The organism is Sulfitobacter profundi (genome assembly GCF_042661425.1).
Classification (GTDB): Bacteria; Pseudomonadota; Alphaproteobacteria; order Rhodobacterales; family Rhodobacteraceae; genus Sulfitobacter; species Sulfitobacter profundi.
This window is the reverse complement of record NZ_JBHSWA010000001.1, coordinates 636,750-655,639: the sequence shown is the minus strand read 5'-3', so window position 1 is coordinate 655,639 and position 18,890 is coordinate 636,750. Positions and strand designations below refer to the sequence as shown.

Sequence of the window (18,890 nt, the reverse complement as noted above, 5' to 3'; positions counted from 1 at the left end):
TCCTTTCAGTGCAGGTCAGCCACCGGCAAGCGGCACATAGCTTTCGATCAGCGATCCTGCCAGCATGTACCAACCGTCGATCAGCACAAAGAAGATCACCTTGAACGGCAGGGAGATCAACACCGGGGGCAGCATCATCATGCCCGCACTCATCAAGACCGAGGCGATGATGAGGTCAATGGCGACGAAGGGCAGGTAGATCAGAAAGCCGATGGTAAAGGCGCGGCGCAGTTCCGAGATCATGAAGGCCGGAACGAGATGGCGAAAGGTGGCCTCCTCTGCCGAGGCGGGCAGGGGGTCTCTTCGGCCTCTTCATCCGTTGGGGCGATGCGCAGGAACAGGGCGTAATCCTCGGGCCGGGTGTTGACGTACATGAAGTTTTTGAAGGGCGTGGCGATCCGCTCCAGCGCCTGTTCTTCGCCGATGGCGTTTTCCAACAGCGGCTCGACCCCGGCCTCATAGGCGTCCTTGAACACTGGCTGCATGACGAAGAAGGTCATGAACAGCGCCAGCGAGGTCAGCACGATATTGGGCGGGGTCTGGTTCAGGCCAAGGGCCGAGCGCAGCATCGACAGGACGATGACAAAGCGCGTGAAGCTGGTCATCACCACCAAGAGCCCCGGCGCGATGCTAAGCACGGTGACCAGCGCGATGAACTGAACGATCCGGCCCGACAGATTGGCGTTTTCGTCACTGCCGGGCGCGGTGTCGCCAATCACATCCGACAGCGTGGAGAGAAACCCTCCGTCTTGGGCCATGGCCATGCCGCCACTGGCGAGAAGCACCAGCAGGGCAAGGCCCATGCGGCCCGACGCATAGGCGCGCAGAGAGGGGAGGTCAGTCAGGGACATAGTCCTTGACGATCTGGGTCAGGGACACGCCAAGCCGGTCTTCGCCGACCTTCACAAGATCCCCGCGTGCCACCAGACGGTCAGAGACCATGAGGTCGACCGGTGCGCCGATTTTGCGGTTCAACTCTACGATAGAGCCTCGGGTGAGTTCCAGCAGGCGCGAGATCGGCATGCGGGCTTGGCCCAGCACGATCTGCACATCAAGGCCGACGTTCAACATGGCGTTGATGCCAGCGCCACCGGCCTCGGGGCGGGGGCAAGGGCGTTGCGCGAGTCTTCGGTGTCGAGTTGCGGGAAGACGCCCGCGTCATCGCTGCCTGTGCTGGCGGTATTGCCGAAGGCGTCAGCGCGCGGCTGTTCTTGCGCGCCGGGTGTGGCGTCGGGCGGGGTGCCTTTCGCGGCGTTGTTGTCATCTTTGGGCGATTGCAGGTCAGGCTTGTCCATTTCCGTCCTTCTCCTTTTGTGCTGTCAGCGCCCGCGCATGGGTGTCGCGCAATTCGGCGAGCAGGCGGTCGCAAATCTTTTTGAACCCGTAATCAAGGCTGCCGTGATCCCATTCCATCCGGGCATCCCCATCGGGCAGGTCGGCATCGGCGCGCAGGTCCAGCACGCCGTCGCATTTGTAGTACACAGCGCGTTGGCGCAGGTCTGGGCCGATCTGGTCAAGCGTGGCGGGCGACAGGCGCACTTTGATCTGGCTCGACCCGATGGCCATTTTCAGCGATTGGGTCACGGTCTTTTTCACCCGCGCGGTCGACAGGCGTTCGATCACCTCGGGCAGGACGATCTCGCAGGTTTGCAAGGTAAAGCCCACGATCTGCGCCATCAGCGCCTCTTGATGGGCCTGCATCGCCTGCGACAGCCGCGCCAGTTCCTGTGCCAGCTTTTCAGCCATCACGGCATGTTCGGCCTGCATGGTCTGGTGCATCTCGGCCCGGCCCGCGTCGGCCCCGGCCAGATAGCCTTCGATATGGCCTTGCTTATGGGCCTTTTTGATCTTCGCTTCGATTTCTTCGGGCGTGGGCAGCGCCGGATCCTGCGGCTTGCTTTTGCCGTCTTCGTCGAAGTTTTGCAGCTTGAGGGTCGTGATCACAGATCATCCCCTTCCGACAGCCATTGGCCCAGAACCCGCAGGGCGTCTTCGGTGTTGTCTTCGGCCAGTTCGGCTACGGCGCGCAACTGGCTGTGTTGCACCGCGCCCTCGACCGAAGCAAGTTGCACCATGTCGCGGGGCATCTCGTCCATTGGGCCAAGCACCGCACCGGTTTGGACGCCCGCCGGGGTGGGCAGGCGGTTTGGCGGGGTTTCGTTCTGGGTGCCGCCGGTCAGCGCTTTTGGCGCGTTATCCTGCTCAGGACCGTCTAGCAGGCCCGCGTCTGCGCCAGCACCGGCCAGCGCGGGCTGGGGCAGGGTGGCATCCAGCACCATGCGCAGCGGGCGCGCGCCCAGCACCATGATGATCGCCACCAGCGCCAAGGCAAAGAGCGACCGCAGGATGGTCATGGCGTTATCGGCCAGTACCGCGCCCAAGCCACGGCCTGCGGGGCTGCTGAACTCGGAATCGAAATCAAGGAACTGAAGGCTGTCGACCTGCACCTGATCGCCGCGTGCCTGATCAAAGCCGATGGCCGTGCTGACCAGTTGGCTCAGACGTTGCATTTCTTCGGGGCTGCGCTCGATATAGCCCTCGGACCCGTCGGGCAGGGTGCCATAGCTGCCGTTCACCAGCACGGCGACCGAGATACGCTCGATATCGCCCGGCTCGCGCACAAGCTCGCTCTGGATCGAGCCGATTTCGTAGTTGATGATCTCGTCGTTCTCAGAGCGGGTGGACTGCCCCGCGCCGCCGCCCGCATCGTCGCGCAGCTCATCGGGGATGTTATTGGCCACATCCACCGTCGCCGCCGCCGGGTCGGTTTCATTGGAGTTGCGCACGCGGGTTTCGATCGACCGCGCCACCTGCTGGGCAGGATCAAAGCTACGCGAGACGCGGACTTCGCGTTCGGTCGTCAGATCGACGCTGACCCGCACGCGGGCATTGCCCGGCCCGACGCGGGCGTTGAGAATGGATTCAACCTTTTGCGCCAGTTGTTCTTCGATCATGCTGCGCTGACCTTGAAGGGAGAAGTCAGAGCTGCCGCCTTCGTCCTTGGCCAAGATCGTCTCACCCGAGGCCGACAGCACGGTCACATTCTGCGCTTCCAAATCCGCCACGGCAGAGGCTACCAATGCTTGGATCGCCTGTGCTTGGCTGCGGGTCATACTGGCGTTGGCTTGCGAGCGCACGATGACCGAGCCGCTGGCCTCGGCCCGGCTGCGCGAAAACGCGGCGCGTTCGGGCAGTACCAGATGCACCCGCGCGGCTTTGATGCCGCTAATGGTTTGGATCGACCGGGCCAGCTCGCCTTCCAGTGCGCGCAGCCGGTTCACCTTTTGCATGAAGGAGTTCATCCCCATGCCGGACATATTGTCGAAAATCTCCCAACCCGGCACGCCTTCGCCCGGCAGCCCCGCATCAGCCAGCGCCATGCGGGCACGGGCGATATCGGTCTCGGCCACCGAAATGGTATCGCCATTGCGCGACAGATCGACCGTGAGCCCCGCCTGTTCCAACGTCTGCATCATCTGCGATGCGGTGCCGGGGCTAAGCTGGCTGTAAACCGGAACATAGGTAGGGGCGAGGATGGTCCGCGCGCCGATAAAGATGGCCGCGGTGATCGCCAGACCGATGCCGCCCAGAAGAGCCAGCCGCTTTGGACCTAAATCCTTAAGGTTTTCAACGATCTGATTCACGGGCCCTCACTCGATTGGATAGTCCGAGCATTCCCTGCTCGGTCGCCACTATGCAAGCATATATCGATTTATACTTGTGAGAACCGAAAAATAAACAGGTTTCTGTTGCAATAAAGCTTGTTTGGGGATGTATTTGTTCTTGCATATGGCGCTCCGCGCAGGATCCGATTAAGAGTTGAAGAATGAAAAAGCCTCTTGCTATCCTTGCTGTCGTCTTGCTCTGCCTTCTTGCTGGCGTCGGTGGGGTGACGCTTGCCATCGGTCCTTCGGGGCTTTTGAAAATGGTGGGGCTCGGCGGGGATGAAGCCGTCGAGGATACGGTTGAGACCGCTGACAATGCCCATGGTGAGGAAGGCAGCGAAGACGCGCATGGCGAAAAGCCGAAGACCGAGATCAAGATGCCGGTCATGCCTTTCCCCGAGATCATCGTGAACGTCACCGATACCGGGCCGCAGGGCGGGCAGACCAGCCGATTTCTCAAGCTGAACATGCTGATGGTCTATGACGAAACCGCCGAGGGCGCGGACCGCCTGATCGCGCGTGAGATTTACCTGCGCGACAGCTTCCAAGACTTCCTGCGGCAGTTGCATGTCAGCGACCTGACTGGCAGCTATGGGCTGGCGATGCTGAAGACCGAACTGCTGCGCCGGGCGCGGGCGGTCGGCCACACTGACGCGCCGCATGAAATACTGATTGCCGATATGGTGGTGCAATGACGATAGCGGATTCCTCCGATGCGCTAAGCCTCGAAGAGACGATGATCCGTCAGGCGCGCGAAAGCTTTCAGCGCCTGCCCACGCTTGAGATCATCATCGACCGTCTGTTGCTGGCTTTGGTGCCCGACCTCAAATCCTATTGCACCGTAGCGCCAGAGATCGAGCTCAGCTCGCTGGAATACATGCCCTATGAGGACGCGATGGAGAGCATTCAGGCGCCCTCGCTCATCGCCATCGCCAATGCCGAAGGCTGGGGCAGCCAGATCGCCTGTGTGGTCGAGCCGGACCTGCTGTTTTCGGTCCTAGAAATCATGCTGGGCGGTCGCCGCGCCACAAGCCAACAGTGGAAGCCGCGTGGATTGACTGCGATTGAGCAGAAACTGGGCCGCAGACTGGCGGAACTGTCGCTCAAAGGGCTGGCGCATTGCTTGCATGATGTCAGCCCGGTGCAATTCGACATCCAATCGTTGGAGTCCAATCCCCGGTCGGTCATGCTGGCGGCCCCGCGCACCGCGACGGTGCTGGTCCGGATGCATCTGCAATTCGAAGACCGCAGCGGCCATATGGCCTTGGTGCTGCCCTATGGCACGCTGGATGAGGTCAGCGCGCAGTTGGCGCAGCCGTTCCTTGGCGGGCGCTCGCCCACTGACAGCAACGCGCGCAAGGATATGAACAGCCAGATTTCCAGCACCACGGTCACCATCACCGGCGTGCTCCAAGAGGTGACGATCCCGCTGCATGAGGTGCTGGAATGGAAGCCCGGTCAGGTGATTGATCTGGGCATGACGGTTGATACCCCCGTCGTCGGCATGGTGAACGCGCGGCCGATGTTCCAAGCCGCCTTTGGCCAGCGCAGCAATGGCGCCTTGGCGCTGCGGGTGATCCAGTCCTTGCTGCCCAAGGAAAGTCAGGAGGACAGCGACGATGATGCCGGCCTTGATTGATATCCTCATCATCGTGCTGCTGGTCGGCACGCTGGTCTATGCCTTTATTCTTGATCGTCGGGTTCGCGCGCTCATGACCACCTTGAAGGAAATGGAGCCGATGGTTGGGGCCTTTTCCAGCGCGGTTGATCAATCCGCCAAATCGGTTGACGACCTCCGCGATCTCAGCACCAAGGTGCAGCGCCCCGAGCCACCCGTGCAGCGCGACACCCCGCAGCCGCGCCAAGCCGCGGCTGAGCCTGCCGCCGCAGGCCAAAGCCCCGCACAGATGCGTGCCGCGCGTCTCAAAGGGCGTTCCCAAGTGCGGGGGCAGGCGGCGGTGCAGGGCAAATCCGAGCTGGTCCGCACCTTTTTCGACATCACCAAGGAGCGTAAGGAATGAGCCGTATCTCCCTACCAAAGATCGCGCTTTTTGGCCTTGGCGTCGCCGGGGTGCTCAAGCTCACGGTTGAGTTCATGCCAATGATGGCCATCGCCGAGACGCCGGGTGACACACCCCCGGTACCGGTCGAGCTTGCCGCAGCCCCCGCGCCGCCCAGCTATGACGCCAGCGCCCCGGGTCAGAGCGGCATGTGCGAGCCGAGCCATCTGATCGCCGAGGCCATCGCCGAAGAGCGTGCCCTGCTCAAAGACCAACGCGACACGATCGCCGACCGGGAAGCCAAGCTGGCGCTGGCCGAAGAAAGCCTCAAGGCCGAGCAGACCCGGCTGGCCAGCCTGCGCGATGAGATCGGCGCGCAATTGAAGGTGATCGAAGAGGCCAACAACCAAGACATGACCAAACTGGTCGAGCTTTATCGCAACATGAAGCCGCAGGTGGCGGCGGGCATCATGGATGAAATCGACGTGGAAACCGCCGTGCAGGTGATCGGTGCCATGCCCGAACGCGATGCCGCGCAGATCATGGGCTCGTTCAGCCTTGTCCGTGCGCGGTTGATCACCAAAATCCTGCTGGAACGCTCCAAACTCCCCGCCGACCGCAATCTCGAAGGGCTGCGCCTGCGCTGAGCGGGCGGGTTAATCTTCGCGGATCGACGACCCCGCGGGCGGCTTGCGGCGCACGTTGCGGCGCAGATCCATGACAAAGCCGATGATCTCGGCCACCGCTTGCCAATGCTCCATCGGGATACGGTCATCCACTTCCACCGCTGCATGTAGCGCACGGGCCAACGGGCGGTTTTCGATCATCGGAATGTCGTGCTCTTTGGCCAGTTCGCGGATGCGGTGGGCCATCACATCCGCCCCCTTGGCTACACAGACTGGCACATCATCGACGCCCTGTTCATATTTCAGCGCCACGGCGTAATGGGTCGGGTTGGTCAGGATCACACTGGCATTGGGGATGGCCTGCGCGATGCGCTGGCGGGCGCGGGCGCGGCGCAATTCGGCACGGCGGCCCTTGATCTGCGGATCGCCCTCGCTGTCTTTATGCTCGTCGCGGATTTCCTTGAGGCTCATCATCTGCTTTTTCTTCCACTGCGCACGCTTCCAGATGATGTCGGCAATGGCGATGGGCACCAGCAGCACGGTGGTGACCAGAAAGATCCAGCGCACCTTTTGCAAGGCCGCATCCAGCAATGTCTCGGGGATGAAGGCCTGTGTCTGACCCAGCGATTGCGCAATATCGCGCACGGCCCAGACGGTGATGAAGCCGATCACCAGCACCTTGGCGGTGTTCTTGGCAAACTCAACAAAGGCTTCGGCCGAGAACAGCCGCTTGAACCCCGACAGCGGGTTCAGTTTGGAAATTTTCGGCTTGATCCGTTCGGCGGAGACCACGGTTTCCCCTTGGATCAGCACCCCAAAGAGGGCCGCCAACACCATGATCCCCGCGACCGGCATCATCGCCAGCCCCAGCGTAAACCCAAGTGACTTCAGCACATTCCCGGCCTCAACGACCCCGGTGCCGCCGGTGCCAATGGCGGTGACACCAGCGTCCAGCAGCGGGCCTTGCAGCGCTTCGACGATCCGGCCAATCGAACTTGGCAGCACGAAGATCAGGATCATCAGCAGGGCAAAGACCAGCATCGCCGTGCCGGTCTCACGCGATTGAGGCACGTCGCCCTTCTTGCGCGCGTCGCGGAGCTTTTTCTCCGTCGGCTCTTCGGTCTTACTGCTCTTGTCCTCGTCTGACATGGCCTAGAATCCGTAGGTGGTGAGCCAATTCGCGAAAGGCTCAAGAAACCCGCGCATCATGGTCGGAACCGCCAGCACCATCAAGGCCAGCCCCGCGGCAATCAGCAAGGGCTGGGCAATAAAGAAGACCTGAAGGCTCGCCATCATGCGGTTGGCCAGACCCATCCCGACGTTCAGCACCAGACCCGCCACATAGAAAGGCGCGGCGATCGACAGCCCAAGATACAGGCTGACCTGCGTCGCGCGGGCAAACTGATCGGTCAGATCGGCCAACATGAAGGTGCCGGGGATGAAAACCTGATAGGACATCAGCAAGGATTCAATAATCAGGTGGTGCAGGTCAGTGATGAAAATCAGCGCCGTGGCCCCGATCAGCAGCATCGCCGCCATGCTCGTGGCTCCCTCAAACGCGCCAATGTTGGGGGCCAAGGCATTGGCCAGCCCCGACATCAACGCCATCTGATAGCCCGCGAATTGCAGCGCCGAGAGCAGGGTGCGCGCCACCAGCCCGATCCACAGGCCCACGGTGATCTCGGAACCGAAGATCAACAGCAGGGCGCCGGGGCGATCCTCGGCCACCGGGCCAAGGCCCGTGACCGGATAAAGCGCGGCACTCAGGATCAGACCAAAGAACAGCCGGTGCCGCGTGGGCACCGAGGTTTCAGCAAAGCCCGGCATGAACAAAAGCGCGCTGCCGATGCGGGCGAAGACGACGAAATATCCCATCAGCGCGTCGGTCAAAAGGGCGGACAGGTCCATCCCTAGCCCCCGATGGTGGCGACGGTCCGCAGGGATACCTTGCGATGAATTTCGGCGTTGGAAATCACCGGCGTCATCGGGCTGACCCGCTCCAACATGGAGCGCACATAGGACCGCGCCTCGGGGTTGACCATCAGCGCGGGCCAGCTGTCCTCGGAGGCGAAGCGCTGGATCTGCTGGCGGGCTTGCAGCACGAATTCCTGTACCCGTTTGGGGGACATGACGAATGTGCGATCCTCGCCGACGATCTTGACCGCCTCGATGAACTCGGCCTCCCACGAGGGCGACAGGGTGATGACAGGCACGAAGCCCTGACCATCGGACAGGCCTTGGCAAATCTGGCTCGACAGGCGGCGGCGGACGTTTTCAAGCACCAGCGCGGGTTTGGAGGTCTGGCGCGTGGCTTCGGCCATCGCCTCTACGATCAGCGGCAGGTTGCGGATCGAGACACGCTCGAGCAGCAGTTCCTGCAACACCTGCTGCACCAGAATGGCGGGGGAGGGGACGGGCAGGTCGTTGACCAGCTTTTGATAATTCCGGTCCAGCCCCTCAATCGCCTCTTTCGCCGAACCGTAGGTGAGCAGTTCAGACATGTTTTCCTTGACCACTTCGGTCAGGTGCGTGGTGATCACGCTTTCGGGGTCCACCACCGTATAGCCCTGCGCCTCGGCCTGATCGGCAACCTTGCTGTCGACCCAAAGCGCGTCCAGCCCAAAGGTGGGTTCGCGCGTGGCCTCACCCGGCAGTTGCAGCGGCGCGCCCTCGGGGTTGATCACCATCATCTGATTGGCGCGAATGTCGCCCTTGGCCACATCAACGCCGTGGATTTGGAAGGAATAGCTGTTGATCGGCAGGCTCACGTCATCCTTGATCCGGACCGAGGGCATGGGAAAGCCGAACTCTTCGGCGAAATGCTTGCGCAGGGATTTGATCTTGCTCGGCAGCACCGCGTCTGGGCGGTTGGCCAGCGCCACCAGCCCTTCGCCCAGAACCAACCGCAACTCATCGAGGTGCATCGGGTTGCTGTCGACCTCTGGCATGTCCTGCTGTTTCTGCGCTTCTGCATCGGCCTTTGCCTTGGCCTCTGCCGCCTCTGCCGCGCCGCGCTGGATCACCACGCCCAAGCCCACCATGGCAGCGGCCAGAAGGGCGAAGACCAGCAGCGGAAAGCCGGGCAAAAGGCCGATGCCGAACAGCAGCAAGGCCGCCATGTAAAGCGCCTTGGGGAAGTTCGAAAGCTGGTCAAAGACAGCTTCGTTCGCCGCGCCCCGGGTGCCGCCCTTGGTCACGATCAGACCGGCGGCGAGCGAGACGACCAATGCCGGGATTTGGCTCACCAGCCCGTCCCCGATGGTCAGCGAGGTAAAGACGTTAAAGGCATCGCCTACACCCATGCCGCGCTGCACGACACCGATCAGAATGCCGCCGATGACGTTGATCAGCGTGATAATCAGCCCTGCCACCGCATCGCCGCGCACGAATTTTGACGCACCGTCCATCGCCCCGAAGAACGCGCTTTCGTCTTCCAGTTCCTTACGGCGGCGACGGGCCTCATCTTCGTCGATCAGCCCCGCCCCCATATCGGCGTCGATCGCCATCTGCTTGCCCGGCATCGCATCCAGCGAGAACCGCGCGGCAACCTCGGCGATACGGGTCGAACCCTTTGTAATCACGACGAAGTTAATGATCACGAGAATGGCAAAGATCACCACACCGATGACGAAATTACCCGCCACGATGAACTTGGAGAACCCTTGGATCACATCGCCCGCCGCATGCAGACCTGCATGGCCTTCGCTGAGGATTAGCCGGGTTGAGGCCACGTTGAGCGACAGGCGCAACATGGTCGTGACCAGCAGCAGCGTCGGGAAAGAGTTGAACTGCAACGGTGAAGGGATCCAGAGCGCCACCATGAAGATCAACACGCTGAGCGACAGTGACAGCGCCAGCCCGAAATCGAGCAAGATCGGCGGCAGCGGCAAGAACAGAACCGCCAGCACTAGCGCCATGCCAACGGCAAAGCTGACGTCTTTGTTGGCGCTGAACATGCTCAGCTGCGGCAGGATGGTGTTGGGTTTCGTACTCATCCCGCATCCTCCGCGCGGACGGTGGTGAACTGCGGCAGAACCGGCTGCATCTCATGTGCCGAATAGAGCGAACGGCGCGCATTCGCCGCCCCGCCGATCTGCGCGCCCCATGTGGCCTTGGCCGCTAACCTGTCATAACTGCCCGAGGTGCTGCGGGGCGTCTTGCGCGGACGCGCGGGAACGGGGCTGGCACTGGCCAGCGCCTGAAACTCCGGCAGCCGCGCATTGGCGGCGGAAATGTTCTTTTGCAGACGGTCAAGGTAGGTGTCGCGGTACTCAGGCTCGAAAGAATGGTACGACCCCGCGGCCTGCATCCAACTGCCCGTACGCCGGTGCAACCGCTTGAGGAACCGCGCCGCGTAATCGACATTCACCCGCGGATCGAACCCTTGGGCGGGGTTGTCGAAAGCATCCGGGTGCCAGCGCATGTTGATCTGCATACAGCCCACGTCAATGGAGCGGATGCCACTCGCCTGCCGCTCTGCGATCCAATCAAGCGCGGCGTTGCGGCTGTCGAACAGCCGCCCTTCGCCCGCCGCGTTGACCGCATAGGGCCAGACCGTGAAATGCCCGTTGCGCCGGGTGCCCGCCTCTTGCAGTCCAATGGCCAGCAGCAGGTTATCTGGAATGCCATGCCGCGTTTGTGCCGCCAGAATTTCGCGGATGCAGACGCCTTCCGGCCCGCCCTTGGCCGCCAGCGTCTGTGCGGTCGCGGTCACTTTGTCCTTGCGCGTCGGCTCATAGAACGACCCCCAGCCTTGGGCGAGGGCAGGGGTGGCGAGCGCGGCCGCCAAAAGCGCCGCTGCGATATGCCGCCAGCCCCTCACAGCCCACCGTTCTGCACGAGGTCAAAGATTGTGTCCGACAGGTTCTTCAGCGTGGCATACATGAACGGCGTTGCGGCCAGCAGGGTGACAAAGATCATCACGATCTTGGGCACGAAGGTCAGCGTCATTTCCTGAATTTGCGTCAGGGCTTGGAAAAACGCGATCACCAGTCCGATCGCCAGCGCCACCCCCAGCACCGGACCCGAGGCCAAAAGCACGGCCCAGACGGTAGCAGAGATGATGTCATAGGTCTGGGTTTCGGTCATGGCCTAGATCGGCATCCGCAAGATTTCCTGATAGGCTTCGACAAAGCGGTCGCGCACCGACACGGCGACTTTGACTGTGCTTTCCATCGCCAGCATCGCTTCGACCACCTGCTGGGTATCCGCCTCACCGCGCAGCCCGGCTTGGGCCACGGCCTCGCCCTCGCGCACTGTTTCCAGCGCGTTTTCCGAGGCTTGCTGCACCATATTGGTGAAGCTATTGGCGCTGGCGCCTGCCTCTTCGGCGATAGCTTCGCCTTTTTGCGCCGTTAGCGATTGCGAGGTGCGATAGGCACCGCGAACGGCGGCGGTCGAGATCAGGGAGGCGGGATCGCTCATCTCAGGTTACCTCACTTCAACAGGTCGAGCATCTGGCCGCGCATCCGGCGACCGGACTCGAACATGTTCATGTTGGCCTCGTAGTTGCGCGATGCCTCGCGCATGTTGGCCATCTCAATGATCGGATCGACATTGGGCCGATTGACATAGCCGGTGTCATCCGCTGCTGGATGCGACGGGTCATAATCGCGGCGAAACGGCGACTGGTCGCGTCCGATGCGGTCAACCTCAACCAAAGAGCCGCCGCCGTTGCGATCAATCAACTCGGAAAAGCTGATGGTCTTGCGGCGGAACGGGTCGGCGCCCGGCGTGGTGCCCGTGGAATCTGCGTTGGCCACGTTTTCCGAGATCACCCGCAAACGCGCGGTCTGCGCGGTCATCCCGCTGGCGGCGATTTTGGCGATAGACTGAAGCGGATCCATGCGTTTTCCTTACCTGTTTCCGGTGACGGCCATGGTGAGCATGTCATAGCTCTTGCGATAAAGCTGTGCGGCCAACCGGTAATGATCGCCGATCTCGGCGGCCTTCACGGCCTGTTCTTCAAGGTTCACGGTATTGCCATCCAGCGTCGCGCCAGCAGCGCTGCGGTCCGTTACCTCACGCACGCCGGGCGTACCTTGGGCGACGCCGGTGAAGTGTTTGTCATGGGTGGTCACCAGCCCATTATCGCGCGACAGCTCTCCGCTGAGCATTGAGGCGAAGGACGACACATCGCGCGCCTTGAAGTTCGGCGTCGCCGCATTGGCCACGTTTTCAGACACGACCTTTTGCCGGGCCGAAAGCCACTGCATCCGGTCCGAAGCAAGTCCAAGAATAGAAAGATTAGACAAGTTCATTTTTTTGCCTATAGCCTGTTTAATCCTTGTATAGTAAATATTAGCTTGCTCTCCTAGAGGAAATTTATCCATGCAGACACTCTTTTCCGAGCTGACCAGCTTTGCCCGCGAGGCGGGCGAGGCCGAGATCACCGGCGAAGTGCGCGCGATCACCGGCATTACGCTGACCGCCGTGGGGCTGGAGCGGGTGCTGGGCATCGGCGAGCGCTGCATCGTGCATGGCTCTGACGGGCCGGTCCATGCAGAGGTCGTGGGGCTGGGCACCCATGGCACCGAGTTGCTCCCTTTTGGGTCGTGGCGCGGGGTCGCGGCGGGTGACCGGGTCGAGGTCGCCGTTGGCCGCGATGTGATCCGCCCGGATGAAAGCTGGAAGGGGCGGGTGATCAGTGCCTCTGCCGTACCGCTCGACGGGAAGGGGCATCTGCCCGAAGGCAACCAACCGCGCCCGCTGCGCGCCGCCCCGCCGGGTGCGTTCGACCGCAAACGCATCGGCCCGAAACTGGCGACCCATGTGCGCGCGCTCGATGTCTTTACCCCGCTTTGCCAAGGCCAGCGCTTGGGCATTTTTGCGGGCTCTGGTGTGGGTAAATCGACGCTGATGGCCATGCTGGCACGCTATACGGAGTGTGACGTGGTGGTTATGGCGCTGGTTGGTGAACGGGGCCGTGAGGTGCAGGATTTTATCTCAACCGACCTCGGCCCAGAGGGGATGGAGAAGGCCGTGCTGGTCGTGGCCACCGGGGATGAGCCGCCGCTCACCCGTCGCCAAGCCGCTTGGACCGCCATGGCCGTGGCCGAACATTTCCGCGATCAGGGTCAGCATGTGTTGCTGCTGATGGACAGCGTCACCCGTTTTGCCATGGCGCAGCGCGAAATCGGTCTCGCCTCGCGCGAGCCGCCCACCGCCAAGGGCTATCCGCCGACGGTTTTCTCGGAGCTTCCGCAGATGTTGGAGCGCGCCGGGCCGGGGCCGGTGGGCAAGGGCGACATCACGGCGATTTTCACTGTTCTGGTGGATGGCGACGATATGAATGACCCCATCGCCGACGCCGTGCGCGGGATCACGGATGGGCATATCGTGCTGGACCGCAAGATTGCCGAAAAGGGGCGCTATCCGGCGATTGACCTGCTCGCATCGGTCTCGCGGACGTTGCCGGATTGCCACAGTGATGTGGAGTATACGTTGCTCACCGCCGCCCATAAGGCGCTCGCGGCCCATGCCGATATGGAAGAATTGATCCGCATCGGTGCCTACCGCAGCGGCAGCAATCCCGAACTGGACCGCGCGATTGCATTCGCTGGGCCGTGCGAGACGTTCCTTAGCCAGCGCAAGGCCGAGCACACCCCGCCGCAGTCCTCATTTGCTGAGGTGGCAGGGATGCTCGACCGGGCCGGGATCAGCCCCGGCTGATACCGCCTATTGCAGGCGGCGCAGCAGATCGACCGAAGGCTCGCCCGTCGCAGGCAGGCCCACGCTGGCTTGATAAGCGCTGATCGCCTTGCGGCTGTTTGGCCCGATCACCCCATCGGTGCCATCGGTATCAAACCCCCGCGCGGTCAGCCGCTGTTGCAGCGCCATACGGTCGTCCTTGGTCAGCCCGTTTGCATCGGGGGAAGCTGCCGCGCAGCGGTCCGCCCCCGGCGATGCGGTCCGCCAGATGGCCCACGCCAATCGCGTAGCTGTCGGAGTTGTTGTAGCGTTTCAGTGCCCGGAAGTTGCTGGTTACCACAAACTGCGGCCCGCCTGCCTGTGGCTGGATCACGGACCCGGCGCTGGCGGGGATGCTGCCCACTTCGCCGCCCCATTTCACGCCGCGCGTCCAGCCGTTGCGCGACAGATACGCGGCGGTCGAGGCTAGTGCATCGCTGGGGTCTTCCGACCAGATGTCGCGTCGCCCGTCGCCGGTGAAATCCACCGCGAAAGCTTGATAGGAGGTGGGAATAAACTGCGTATGCCCCATGGCCCCCGCCCAAGACCCGGTCATGCGATCGGCGGTGATATCGCCGTTTTGCAGAATTTTCAGCGCCGCGATCAGTTGCTTTTCAAAGAACGCCCCGCGCCGCCCGTCATAGGCCAATGTGGAAGTGGCCGAAACGACGGGCACATTCCCGCGCCGCTCACCGAAATAGCTCTCTAGCCCCCAAACTGCCGCGACGATCTCTGCCGCCACGCCGTAGCGGTTCTCAATCGCGCTCAGCGTGCTGCGGTGCCGTGCAAAAGCCGCGCGCCCCTTTGATACACGCTCGTCCGAGGCCGCGATGGCGAGGTAGTCTTCAAGCTGCGGCTGAATTCCGTCTGGTTACGGTCCCGTTTCACGACGCCGGGCAGGTAGCCCGCGCCGCGAAACCCTTGAGCCAAGGTGTTGGCGGAAATCCCTTGTGCCGAGGCACGCCCCTTAAACGCCGCGACCCAAGCGTCATATCCTGCATTGGGCACCGGGCGCAGATCGTCCGGCACCCCAGCCGCCGCTGCGGGGCCAAGCGCCCCGCCTCCCGTTGAGCAGGCCGAGGTCAGCCCCAGAGCGGCGAGGCCGAATGCGAATGTTCTGCGTGAATGTCTCATAAACCTGCCTGTCGCTGCTTGTTGCGTTTTGCGCAGCATATCGCAGGCAGGTCGCCCGGCAAGGCGAGATCACTAAGCTGGCAAGGCTTTGCCGAGGAAAACTTGGCCGCTGAGGCTTATTGTCCGGGCTGGTAGAGCGGCACAGTCGACATCGACATCTTGGCCGACCCGTCCTGCACCTGCTGGCTGTGGCTGATGTAGATCAGCGTATTGTTCTCTTTGTCGAAAATACGCTTCACCCGCAGGGTTTTAAAGATGATCGAGCGGCGTTCGCTAAAGACATTCTCGCCTTCATCATCCATCTCGATATCGCCAACTTCAATCGGGCCGGTCTGGCGGCAAGAGATGGAGGAGTTCGACGGGTCTTCGAACCAGTTGCCCTTTTGCAGCCGGTCAATCAAACCGCGTTCGAAATAGGCCAGATGACAGGTCACGCCCTTGACCTTGGGGTCGGCCACGGCTTCGACGATGATGTCATTACCCAGCCAGTCCACATCGACATTCCCCACCTGTTCGGCAGGGGCAGCAGTGGCGAAAAGGCAGACGGAGAGGGCGGCGGCGCGCGCGAATATCTTGTTCATGGCAGGCCAACGCGCGACGGGCAGGGCGGTTCCCTAGGCTCCGCCAAATTTTCGACAGTCTCTACCGCCGCTCTGCCAAGGCGCAAACGGCTTCGTGCTGGCTTAGAAAGACCTCGCCGGTGAGGTCACCCAGAAAATGACTGCGCTTCAGCCGGTCCATCACCGGGCCCTTCACCTCGCTCAGATGCAGCCGGATATCGGCATCCCGCAGCCGTGTGTTGATCGCCTCAAGGGATTCAAGCGCCGACAGGTCGATCTCATTCACCGCCGGGAACATCAGGACCACATCGGTCAGTTCGGGCTTTTCGGCGGCATGGCGTGCCAATTGGTCTTCAAGGAAGCGGGCATTGGGAAAATATAGGCTTTCGTCCACCCGCAGCGACAGCACATGTGGCTGGGTCTCAACCTCATGGCGCAGCACATTGCGGAAATGCTCAGTCCCCGGCACCCGGCCCACCACGGCCATATGCGGGCGCGAGGTCTTGTAAAGATGCACGAGGATCGAGGTGATGACCCCTGCGCTTACGCCCGCTTCCACGCCGAAGACCAGCGTCAGCAGGATCGTCACGCTCACGGCGGCGAAATCGGCATGGCTGAAGGCCCACGCGCGTTTGAGGATTGAGAAATCAACGAGGCTCAGCACCGCGACGATGATCGTGGCGGCCAGCGTGGCTTTGGGCAGGAAATAGATCAGCGGTGTCAGAAACAGCGCCGCGAGCGCGAGCCCTACGGCGGTGAAGGCCCCCGCGGCGGGCGTCTCGGCCCCCGCGTCAAAGTTCACCACAGAGCGAGAGAAGCCCCCGGTGACCGGAAAACCCCCGGTGAAGGCGGCCCCAAGGTTCGCACTGCCCAGACCGATGAGTTCTTGATCCGGATCGATGCGCTGACGTTTCTTGGCGGCCAATGTCTGCGCCACGCTGATGCTTTCTACAAAGCCGATGATCGAAATCAGCAGCGCGGGGATGAACAGTTGCGACAGCAGGTCAGGCGAGAAGGAGGGCAGGGTGAGCGGCGGCAGGCTTTGTGGAACGTCGCCCACAATGGCGACACCACGGCTGCCCAGATCAAAGGCCCAAACCGCCAGTGTGGTGCCGACGATCGCCAGAACCGGGCCCGTTTTTGCCCCGATATCGGCCATGCGTGACCCCAGCCCGATACGCAAAAGCAAGGGTTTCAACCCGCCCCGCACCCAGAACAGGAAAGCCGTCGCGGTAACGCCCAGCAGAAGGGTGATGGGGTTCACCTCCCCCAGATGCGCCCAAAGGCTAGCGAGGATTTCGACCAGCGTATGGCCTTCGCCTTCGACCCCCAGAATATGACGCAACTGGCTGGCGGCGATCAGAATGCCCGAGGCGGTGATGAACCCCGCGATCACAGGGTGAGACAGGAAATTCGCCAAAAACCCCAGCCGGAACAGCCCAAGCGCCAGCAGCATCGCGCCCGACAGAAACGCCAACGTCAGCGCCGCCGTGACATAGCCCGCCGTCCCAGCCTCGGCGATATTGCCCACCGCTGCCGCTGTCATCAGTGACACCACGGCCACTGGCCCCACCGCCAGTGCGCGGCTGGTGCCAAAAATCGCATAAAGCACAATCGGCGCGATGGAGGCATAGATACCGGCCTCGGGCGGCATCCCCGCAAGCAGCGCATAGGCCAGCGATTGCGGGATCAACATGATGGTAACGATTACCGCCGCCACCAAATCTCCGGTGAATTGGCCACGGTCATAGCGCCGCCCCCAGTCGAGGATCGGCAGATATTGCGCAAGGGGCCGCAGGGTCATGTCAGGCAATCCGTCAAGGGGAAGGGGCCGCCCCGAAGGGCCGCCCGGTCTGGTTTAGTCGAAGCGGTTCACCGGCAGTTTCAGGTAGTGGTTGCCGTCATCCTCTGCCGGGGGCAGGCGCCCGCCGCGCAGGTTGATCTGCAAGGCCGCAAGGATCCGATTGGGCAGCGAAAGCGTCGCGTCCCGCTTCTGGCGGCGCTCGATATAGTCCTCGCGCTTGGTGCCATCTTTGACGTGGATGTTCTTGGCCTTGTGCTCATCCACCGTGGCCTCCCACGTCGGTTCCTTGCGGTCATCGGTGCCGTAGTCATGGCCGATGTAAAGCCGTGTGTCGCCGGGCAGGGCGAGGATGTCTTGGATCGAATCCCAAAGCTCTGCCGTTTTGCCCCCGGAAAATCCGACCGCGAGGTGCCTGCATCGGGCTGCATCAATGTGTCATGCACGAAAGCCGCATCGCCGCAGACGTAAGTGATCGACCCCAGCGTGTGACCGGGCGACAGCATCACTTTGGCGTCCAATTCACCGATCTTAAACGTCTCGCCTTCTTCAAACAGATGATCAAAATCGCGGTCGGGGTCAAAGGCGTTTGGCAGGTTGTAGAGGTCCGCCCAAATCTTGGCGATCTCAGGCACCAGCGCACCGATGGCATTGGGCGCACCGGTCCGTTCTTTCAGATGGGCGGAGGCCATGACGTGATCCGCATGGGGATGCGTATCAAGCACCCACTCCACGCTCAGGCCGTGCTCTTTCACAAGGTCCAAGACCTGATCCATGCTTTCGGTGCTGAACTTGTAGTTCTTCGGGTCAAAGTTCCAAACCACATCGATCAGCGCGGCCTTCTTGGTCGCCGGATCGGCGCAGATGTATTGGATCGAGCCTGTGTCGGGCTCATAGATGCCCCAGACATCGGGGCTGCCCGCACCGGTTGAAGGGGAATGGCGCACGACGGGTGTATTCAGAGGGTCGCTCATCAGGCAGGTCCTTTCTTGGTTTTGGTCATCAAATCAGGGGTGTGGCGGGCGATCCACATGCCGCCCAGCATGAAGGGGACAAAGATCAACGTGCCACTGGCCGCCAAGGGCAGGGCAGTCAACGCAGGGCCGGGGCAAAAGCCGCCCAAGCCCCAGCCGATGCCAAAGATCGCAGCGCCGGTCAGCAGTTTCGGCTCAAGATCGTTGCGGGTGGGAACGCGGAATGTGGTGTCGAAATAGGGGGTCTGACGGCTGCGGAACAGCCATGCAAAGCCCGGTGCTGTCACTGCGATCGCACCGCCCATGACAAAGGCGAGGCTGGGATCCCATGTGCCAAAGACGTCAAGAAAGTTGAGCACCTTGGCGGGGTCCGCCATGCCAGAGACGATAAGGCCAATGCCAAAGACGAGGCCGGAGAGGAGGGCGAATATCTGTTTCATA

20 protein-coding genes and 3 pseudogenes are annotated in these 18,890 nt (G+C 62.1%); 5 read left to right on the top strand and 18 right to left on the bottom strand.

Going from position 1 to position 18,890, the window contains the following annotated elements; translation table 11 throughout:
• Window positions 1-15 precede the first annotated feature (15 nt).
• From fliP to fliF, 5 genes and pseudogenes are all read right to left on the bottom strand, one after another.
• Window positions 16-851: pseudogene (fliP, locus tag ACFQAU_RS03575) on the bottom strand (flagellar type III secretion system pore protein FliP).
• A complete protein-coding gene (locus ACFQAU_RS03570) occupies window positions 838-1,071 on the bottom strand; it encodes a FliM/FliN family flagellar motor switch protein (protein ID WP_386280569.1) in 234 nt (77 codons plus the stop codon). The pseudogene fliP and the gene ACFQAU_RS03570 overlap by 14 nt, the downstream one beginning before the upstream one ends.
• Window positions 1,065-1,295 (bottom strand): hypothetical protein, encoded by a 231-nt coding sequence (locus tag ACFQAU_RS03565; RefSeq protein WP_386280565.1) that lies wholly within the window; start codon window positions 1,293-1,295, stop codon window positions 1,065-1,067. Before ACFQAU_RS03565 ends, ACFQAU_RS03570 begins: the two co-directional genes overlap by 7 nt.
• Window positions 1,282-1,944, bottom strand: a complete 663-nt coding sequence (locus ACFQAU_RS03560) for a FliH/SctL family protein (protein ID WP_120350428.1) — start codon at window positions 1,942-1,944, stop codon at window positions 1,282-1,284. Before ACFQAU_RS03560 ends, ACFQAU_RS03565 begins: the two co-directional genes overlap by 14 nt.
• Entirely contained in the window at window positions 1,941-3,644 is a 1,704-nt protein-coding gene (fliF, locus tag ACFQAU_RS03555; protein WP_120350429.1) for a flagellar basal-body MS-ring/collar protein FliF, read from the bottom strand. Before fliF ends, ACFQAU_RS03560 begins: the two co-directional genes overlap by 4 nt.
• Window positions 3,645-3,826: 182 nt before the next feature.
• Here fliF and ACFQAU_RS03550 point away from each other — a divergent pair, with 182 nt between their 5' ends.
• From ACFQAU_RS03550 to ACFQAU_RS03535, 4 genes are read left to right on the top strand one after another with little or no spacing between them, the layout of a single operon-like run.
• Window positions 3,827-4,360 (top strand): flagellar basal body-associated FliL family protein, encoded by a 534-nt coding sequence (locus tag ACFQAU_RS03550; protein WP_120350430.1) that lies wholly within the window; start codon window positions 3,827-3,829, stop codon window positions 4,358-4,360.
• A complete protein-coding gene (locus tag ACFQAU_RS03545) occupies window positions 4,357-5,304 on the top strand; it encodes a flagellar motor switch protein FliM (protein WP_132445024.1) in 948 nt (315 codons plus the stop codon). Before ACFQAU_RS03550 ends, ACFQAU_RS03545 begins: the two co-directional genes overlap by 4 nt.
• Window positions 5,285-5,686 carry a flagellar motor switch protein gene (locus ACFQAU_RS03540; protein ID WP_132445026.1) on the top strand — a complete coding sequence of 134 codons (402 nt, stop codon included), beginning with the start codon at window positions 5,285-5,287 and terminating at the stop codon, window positions 5,684-5,686. Before ACFQAU_RS03545 ends, ACFQAU_RS03540 begins: the two co-directional genes overlap by 20 nt.
• The gene (locus ACFQAU_RS03535; protein ID WP_120350433.1) at window positions 5,683-6,312 is read left to right on the top strand and encodes a MotE family protein; all 630 of its coding nucleotides are present in this window, start codon (window positions 5,683-5,685) and stop codon (window positions 6,310-6,312) included. The genes ACFQAU_RS03540 and ACFQAU_RS03535 overlap by 4 nt, the downstream gene beginning before the upstream one ends.
• 9 nt (window positions 6,313-6,321) lie before the next feature.
• On the opposite strand, the gene flhB is transcribed toward ACFQAU_RS03535, so the two are convergent.
• From flhB to flgB, 8 genes are read right to left on the bottom strand one after another with little or no spacing between them, the layout of a single operon-like run.
• Window positions 6,322-7,440 (bottom strand): flagellar biosynthesis protein FlhB, encoded by a 1,119-nt coding sequence (gene flhB / locus ACFQAU_RS03530; protein WP_132445027.1) that lies wholly within the window; start codon window positions 7,438-7,440, stop codon window positions 6,322-6,324.
• 3 nt (window positions 7,441-7,443) lie between these two features.
• Window positions 7,444-8,199 carry a flagellar biosynthetic protein FliR gene (locus ACFQAU_RS03525; RefSeq protein ID WP_120350435.1) on the bottom strand — a complete coding sequence of 252 codons (756 nt, stop codon included), beginning with the start codon at window positions 8,197-8,199 and terminating at the stop codon, window positions 7,444-7,446.
• A gap of 2 nt (window positions 8,200-8,201) precedes the next feature.
• Window positions 8,202-10,286: a flagellar biosynthesis protein FlhA gene (flhA, locus tag ACFQAU_RS03520; RefSeq protein ID WP_132445029.1), complete on the bottom strand. Its 2,085-nt coding sequence runs from the start codon at window positions 10,284-10,286 to the stop codon at window positions 8,202-8,204.
• A complete protein-coding gene (locus ACFQAU_RS03515) occupies window positions 10,283-11,113 on the bottom strand; it encodes a lytic transglycosylase domain-containing protein (protein ID WP_132445031.1) in 831 nt (276 codons plus the stop codon). Before ACFQAU_RS03515 ends, flhA begins: the two co-directional genes overlap by 4 nt.
• Window positions 11,110-11,379 (bottom strand): flagellar biosynthesis protein FliQ, encoded by a 270-nt coding sequence (gene fliQ, locus ACFQAU_RS03510; RefSeq protein ID WP_067261035.1) that lies wholly within the window; start codon window positions 11,377-11,379, stop codon window positions 11,110-11,112. The genes ACFQAU_RS03515 and fliQ overlap by 4 nt, the downstream gene beginning before the upstream one ends.
• Before the next feature lie 3 nt (window positions 11,380-11,382).
• Window positions 11,383-11,715, bottom strand: coding sequence for a flagellar hook-basal body complex protein FliE (gene fliE / locus ACFQAU_RS03505; RefSeq protein ID WP_120350438.1), 333 nt, complete (start codon window positions 11,713-11,715; stop codon window positions 11,383-11,385).
• Between the two features lie 11 nt (window positions 11,716-11,726).
• Complete coding sequence (gene flgC / locus ACFQAU_RS03500; RefSeq protein WP_067630405.1) at window positions 11,727-12,137, bottom strand: flagellar basal body rod protein FlgC; 411 nt, start codon at window positions 12,135-12,137, stop codon at window positions 11,727-11,729.
• Window positions 12,138-12,146: 9 nt separating this feature from the next.
• The gene (gene flgB / locus ACFQAU_RS03495) at window positions 12,147-12,623 is read right to left on the bottom strand and encodes a flagellar basal body rod protein FlgB (RefSeq protein ID WP_317389836.1); all 477 of its coding nucleotides are present in this window, start codon (window positions 12,621-12,623) and stop codon (window positions 12,147-12,149) included.
• On the opposite strand from flgB, the gene ACFQAU_RS03490 reads away from it, so the two are divergent.
• Window positions 12,622-13,962: a FliI/YscN family ATPase gene (locus ACFQAU_RS03490; protein WP_132445035.1), complete on the top strand. Its 1,341-nt coding sequence runs from the start codon at window positions 12,622-12,624 to the stop codon at window positions 13,960-13,962. The genes flgB and ACFQAU_RS03490 overlap by 2 nt on opposite strands.
• A gap of 6 nt (window positions 13,963-13,968) precedes the next feature.
• Here the strand turns inward: ACFQAU_RS03490 and ACFQAU_RS03485 are convergent.
• From ACFQAU_RS03485 to ACFQAU_RS03465, 5 genes and pseudogenes are all read right to left on the bottom strand, one after another.
• Window positions 13,969-15,114 (bottom strand): annotated as a pseudogene (locus ACFQAU_RS03485) (lytic murein transglycosylase).
• Between the two features lie 116 nt (window positions 15,115-15,230).
• Window positions 15,231-15,695 carry a CreA family protein gene (locus ACFQAU_RS03480; RefSeq protein ID WP_132445039.1) on the bottom strand — a complete coding sequence of 155 codons (465 nt, stop codon included), beginning with the start codon at window positions 15,693-15,695 and terminating at the stop codon, window positions 15,231-15,233.
• A gap of 61 nt (window positions 15,696-15,756) precedes the next feature.
• Complete coding sequence (locus ACFQAU_RS03475) at window positions 15,757-17,478, bottom strand: SulP family inorganic anion transporter (protein ID WP_132445041.1); 1,722 nt, start codon at window positions 17,476-17,478, stop codon at window positions 15,757-15,759.
• A gap of 54 nt (window positions 17,479-17,532) precedes the next feature.
• Window positions 17,533-18,449, bottom strand: a pseudogene (locus tag ACFQAU_RS03470) (MBL fold metallo-hydrolase).
• The gene (locus tag ACFQAU_RS03465) at window positions 18,449-18,889 is read right to left on the bottom strand and encodes a YeeE/YedE family protein (RefSeq protein WP_132445045.1); all 441 of its coding nucleotides are present in this window, start codon (window positions 18,887-18,889) and stop codon (window positions 18,449-18,451) included. Before ACFQAU_RS03465 ends, ACFQAU_RS03470 begins: the two are co-directional and overlap by 1 nt.
• Window position 18,890: the final 1 nt, after the last annotated feature.

Excerpts from the sequence above, each read along its gene's own strand:
- ACFQAU_RS03480 (WP_132445039.1), bottom strand. The coding sequence starts at position 15,695 with ATGAACAAGATATTCGCGCGCGCCGCCGCCCTCTCCGTCTGCCTTTTC.
- ACFQAU_RS03540 (WP_132445026.1), top strand. The coding sequence starts at position 5,285 with ATGATGCCGGCCTTGATTGATATCCTCATCATCGTGCTGCTGGTCGGC.
- ACFQAU_RS03465 (WP_132445045.1), bottom strand. The coding sequence starts at position 18,889 with ATGAAACAGATATTCGCCCTCCTCTCCGGCCTCGTCTTTGGCATTGGC.
- flhA (WP_132445029.1), bottom strand. The coding sequence starts at position 10,286 with ATGAGTACGAAACCCAACACCATCCTGCCGCAGCTGAGCATGTTCAGC.
- ACFQAU_RS03565 (WP_386280565.1), bottom strand. The coding sequence starts at position 1,295 with ATGGACAAGCCTGACCTGCAATCGCCCAAAGATGACAACAACGCCGCG.
- ACFQAU_RS03570 (WP_386280569.1), bottom strand. The coding sequence starts at position 1,071 with ATGTTGAACGTCGGCCTTGATGTGCAGATCGTGCTGGGCCAAGCCCGC.
- flgB (WP_317389836.1), bottom strand. The coding sequence starts at position 12,623 with ATGGATAAATTTCCTCTAGGAGAGCAAGCTAATATTTACTATACAAGG.
- flhB (WP_132445027.1), bottom strand. The coding sequence starts at position 7,440 with ATGTCAGACGAGGACAAGAGCAGTAAGACCGAAGAGCCGACGGAGAAA.
- ACFQAU_RS03490 (WP_132445035.1), top strand. The coding sequence starts at position 12,622 with ATGCAGACACTCTTTTCCGAGCTGACCAGCTTTGCCCGCGAGGCGGGC.
- flgC (WP_067630405.1), bottom strand. The coding sequence starts at position 12,137 with ATGGATCCGCTTCAGTCTATCGCCAAAATCGCCGCCAGCGGGATGACC.
- ACFQAU_RS03550 (WP_120350430.1), top strand. The coding sequence starts at position 3,827 with ATGAAAAAGCCTCTTGCTATCCTTGCTGTCGTCTTGCTCTGCCTTCTT.
- ACFQAU_RS03535 (WP_120350433.1), top strand. The coding sequence starts at position 5,683 with ATGAGCCGTATCTCCCTACCAAAGATCGCGCTTTTTGGCCTTGGCGTC.
- fliQ (WP_067261035.1), bottom strand. The coding sequence starts at position 11,379 with ATGACCGAAACCCAGACCTATGACATCATCTCTGCTACCGTCTGGGCC.
- ACFQAU_RS03545 (WP_132445024.1), top strand. The coding sequence starts at position 4,357 with ATGACGATAGCGGATTCCTCCGATGCGCTAAGCCTCGAAGAGACGATG.
- ACFQAU_RS03475 (WP_132445041.1), bottom strand. The coding sequence starts at position 17,478 with ATGACCCTGCGGCCCCTTGCGCAATATCTGCCGATCCTCGACTGGGGG.
- fliE (WP_120350438.1), bottom strand. The coding sequence starts at position 11,715 with ATGAGCGATCCCGCCTCCCTGATCTCGACCGCCGCCGTTCGCGGTGCC.
- ACFQAU_RS03525 (WP_120350435.1), bottom strand. The coding sequence starts at position 8,199 with ATGGACCTGTCCGCCCTTTTGACCGACGCGCTGATGGGATATTTCGTC.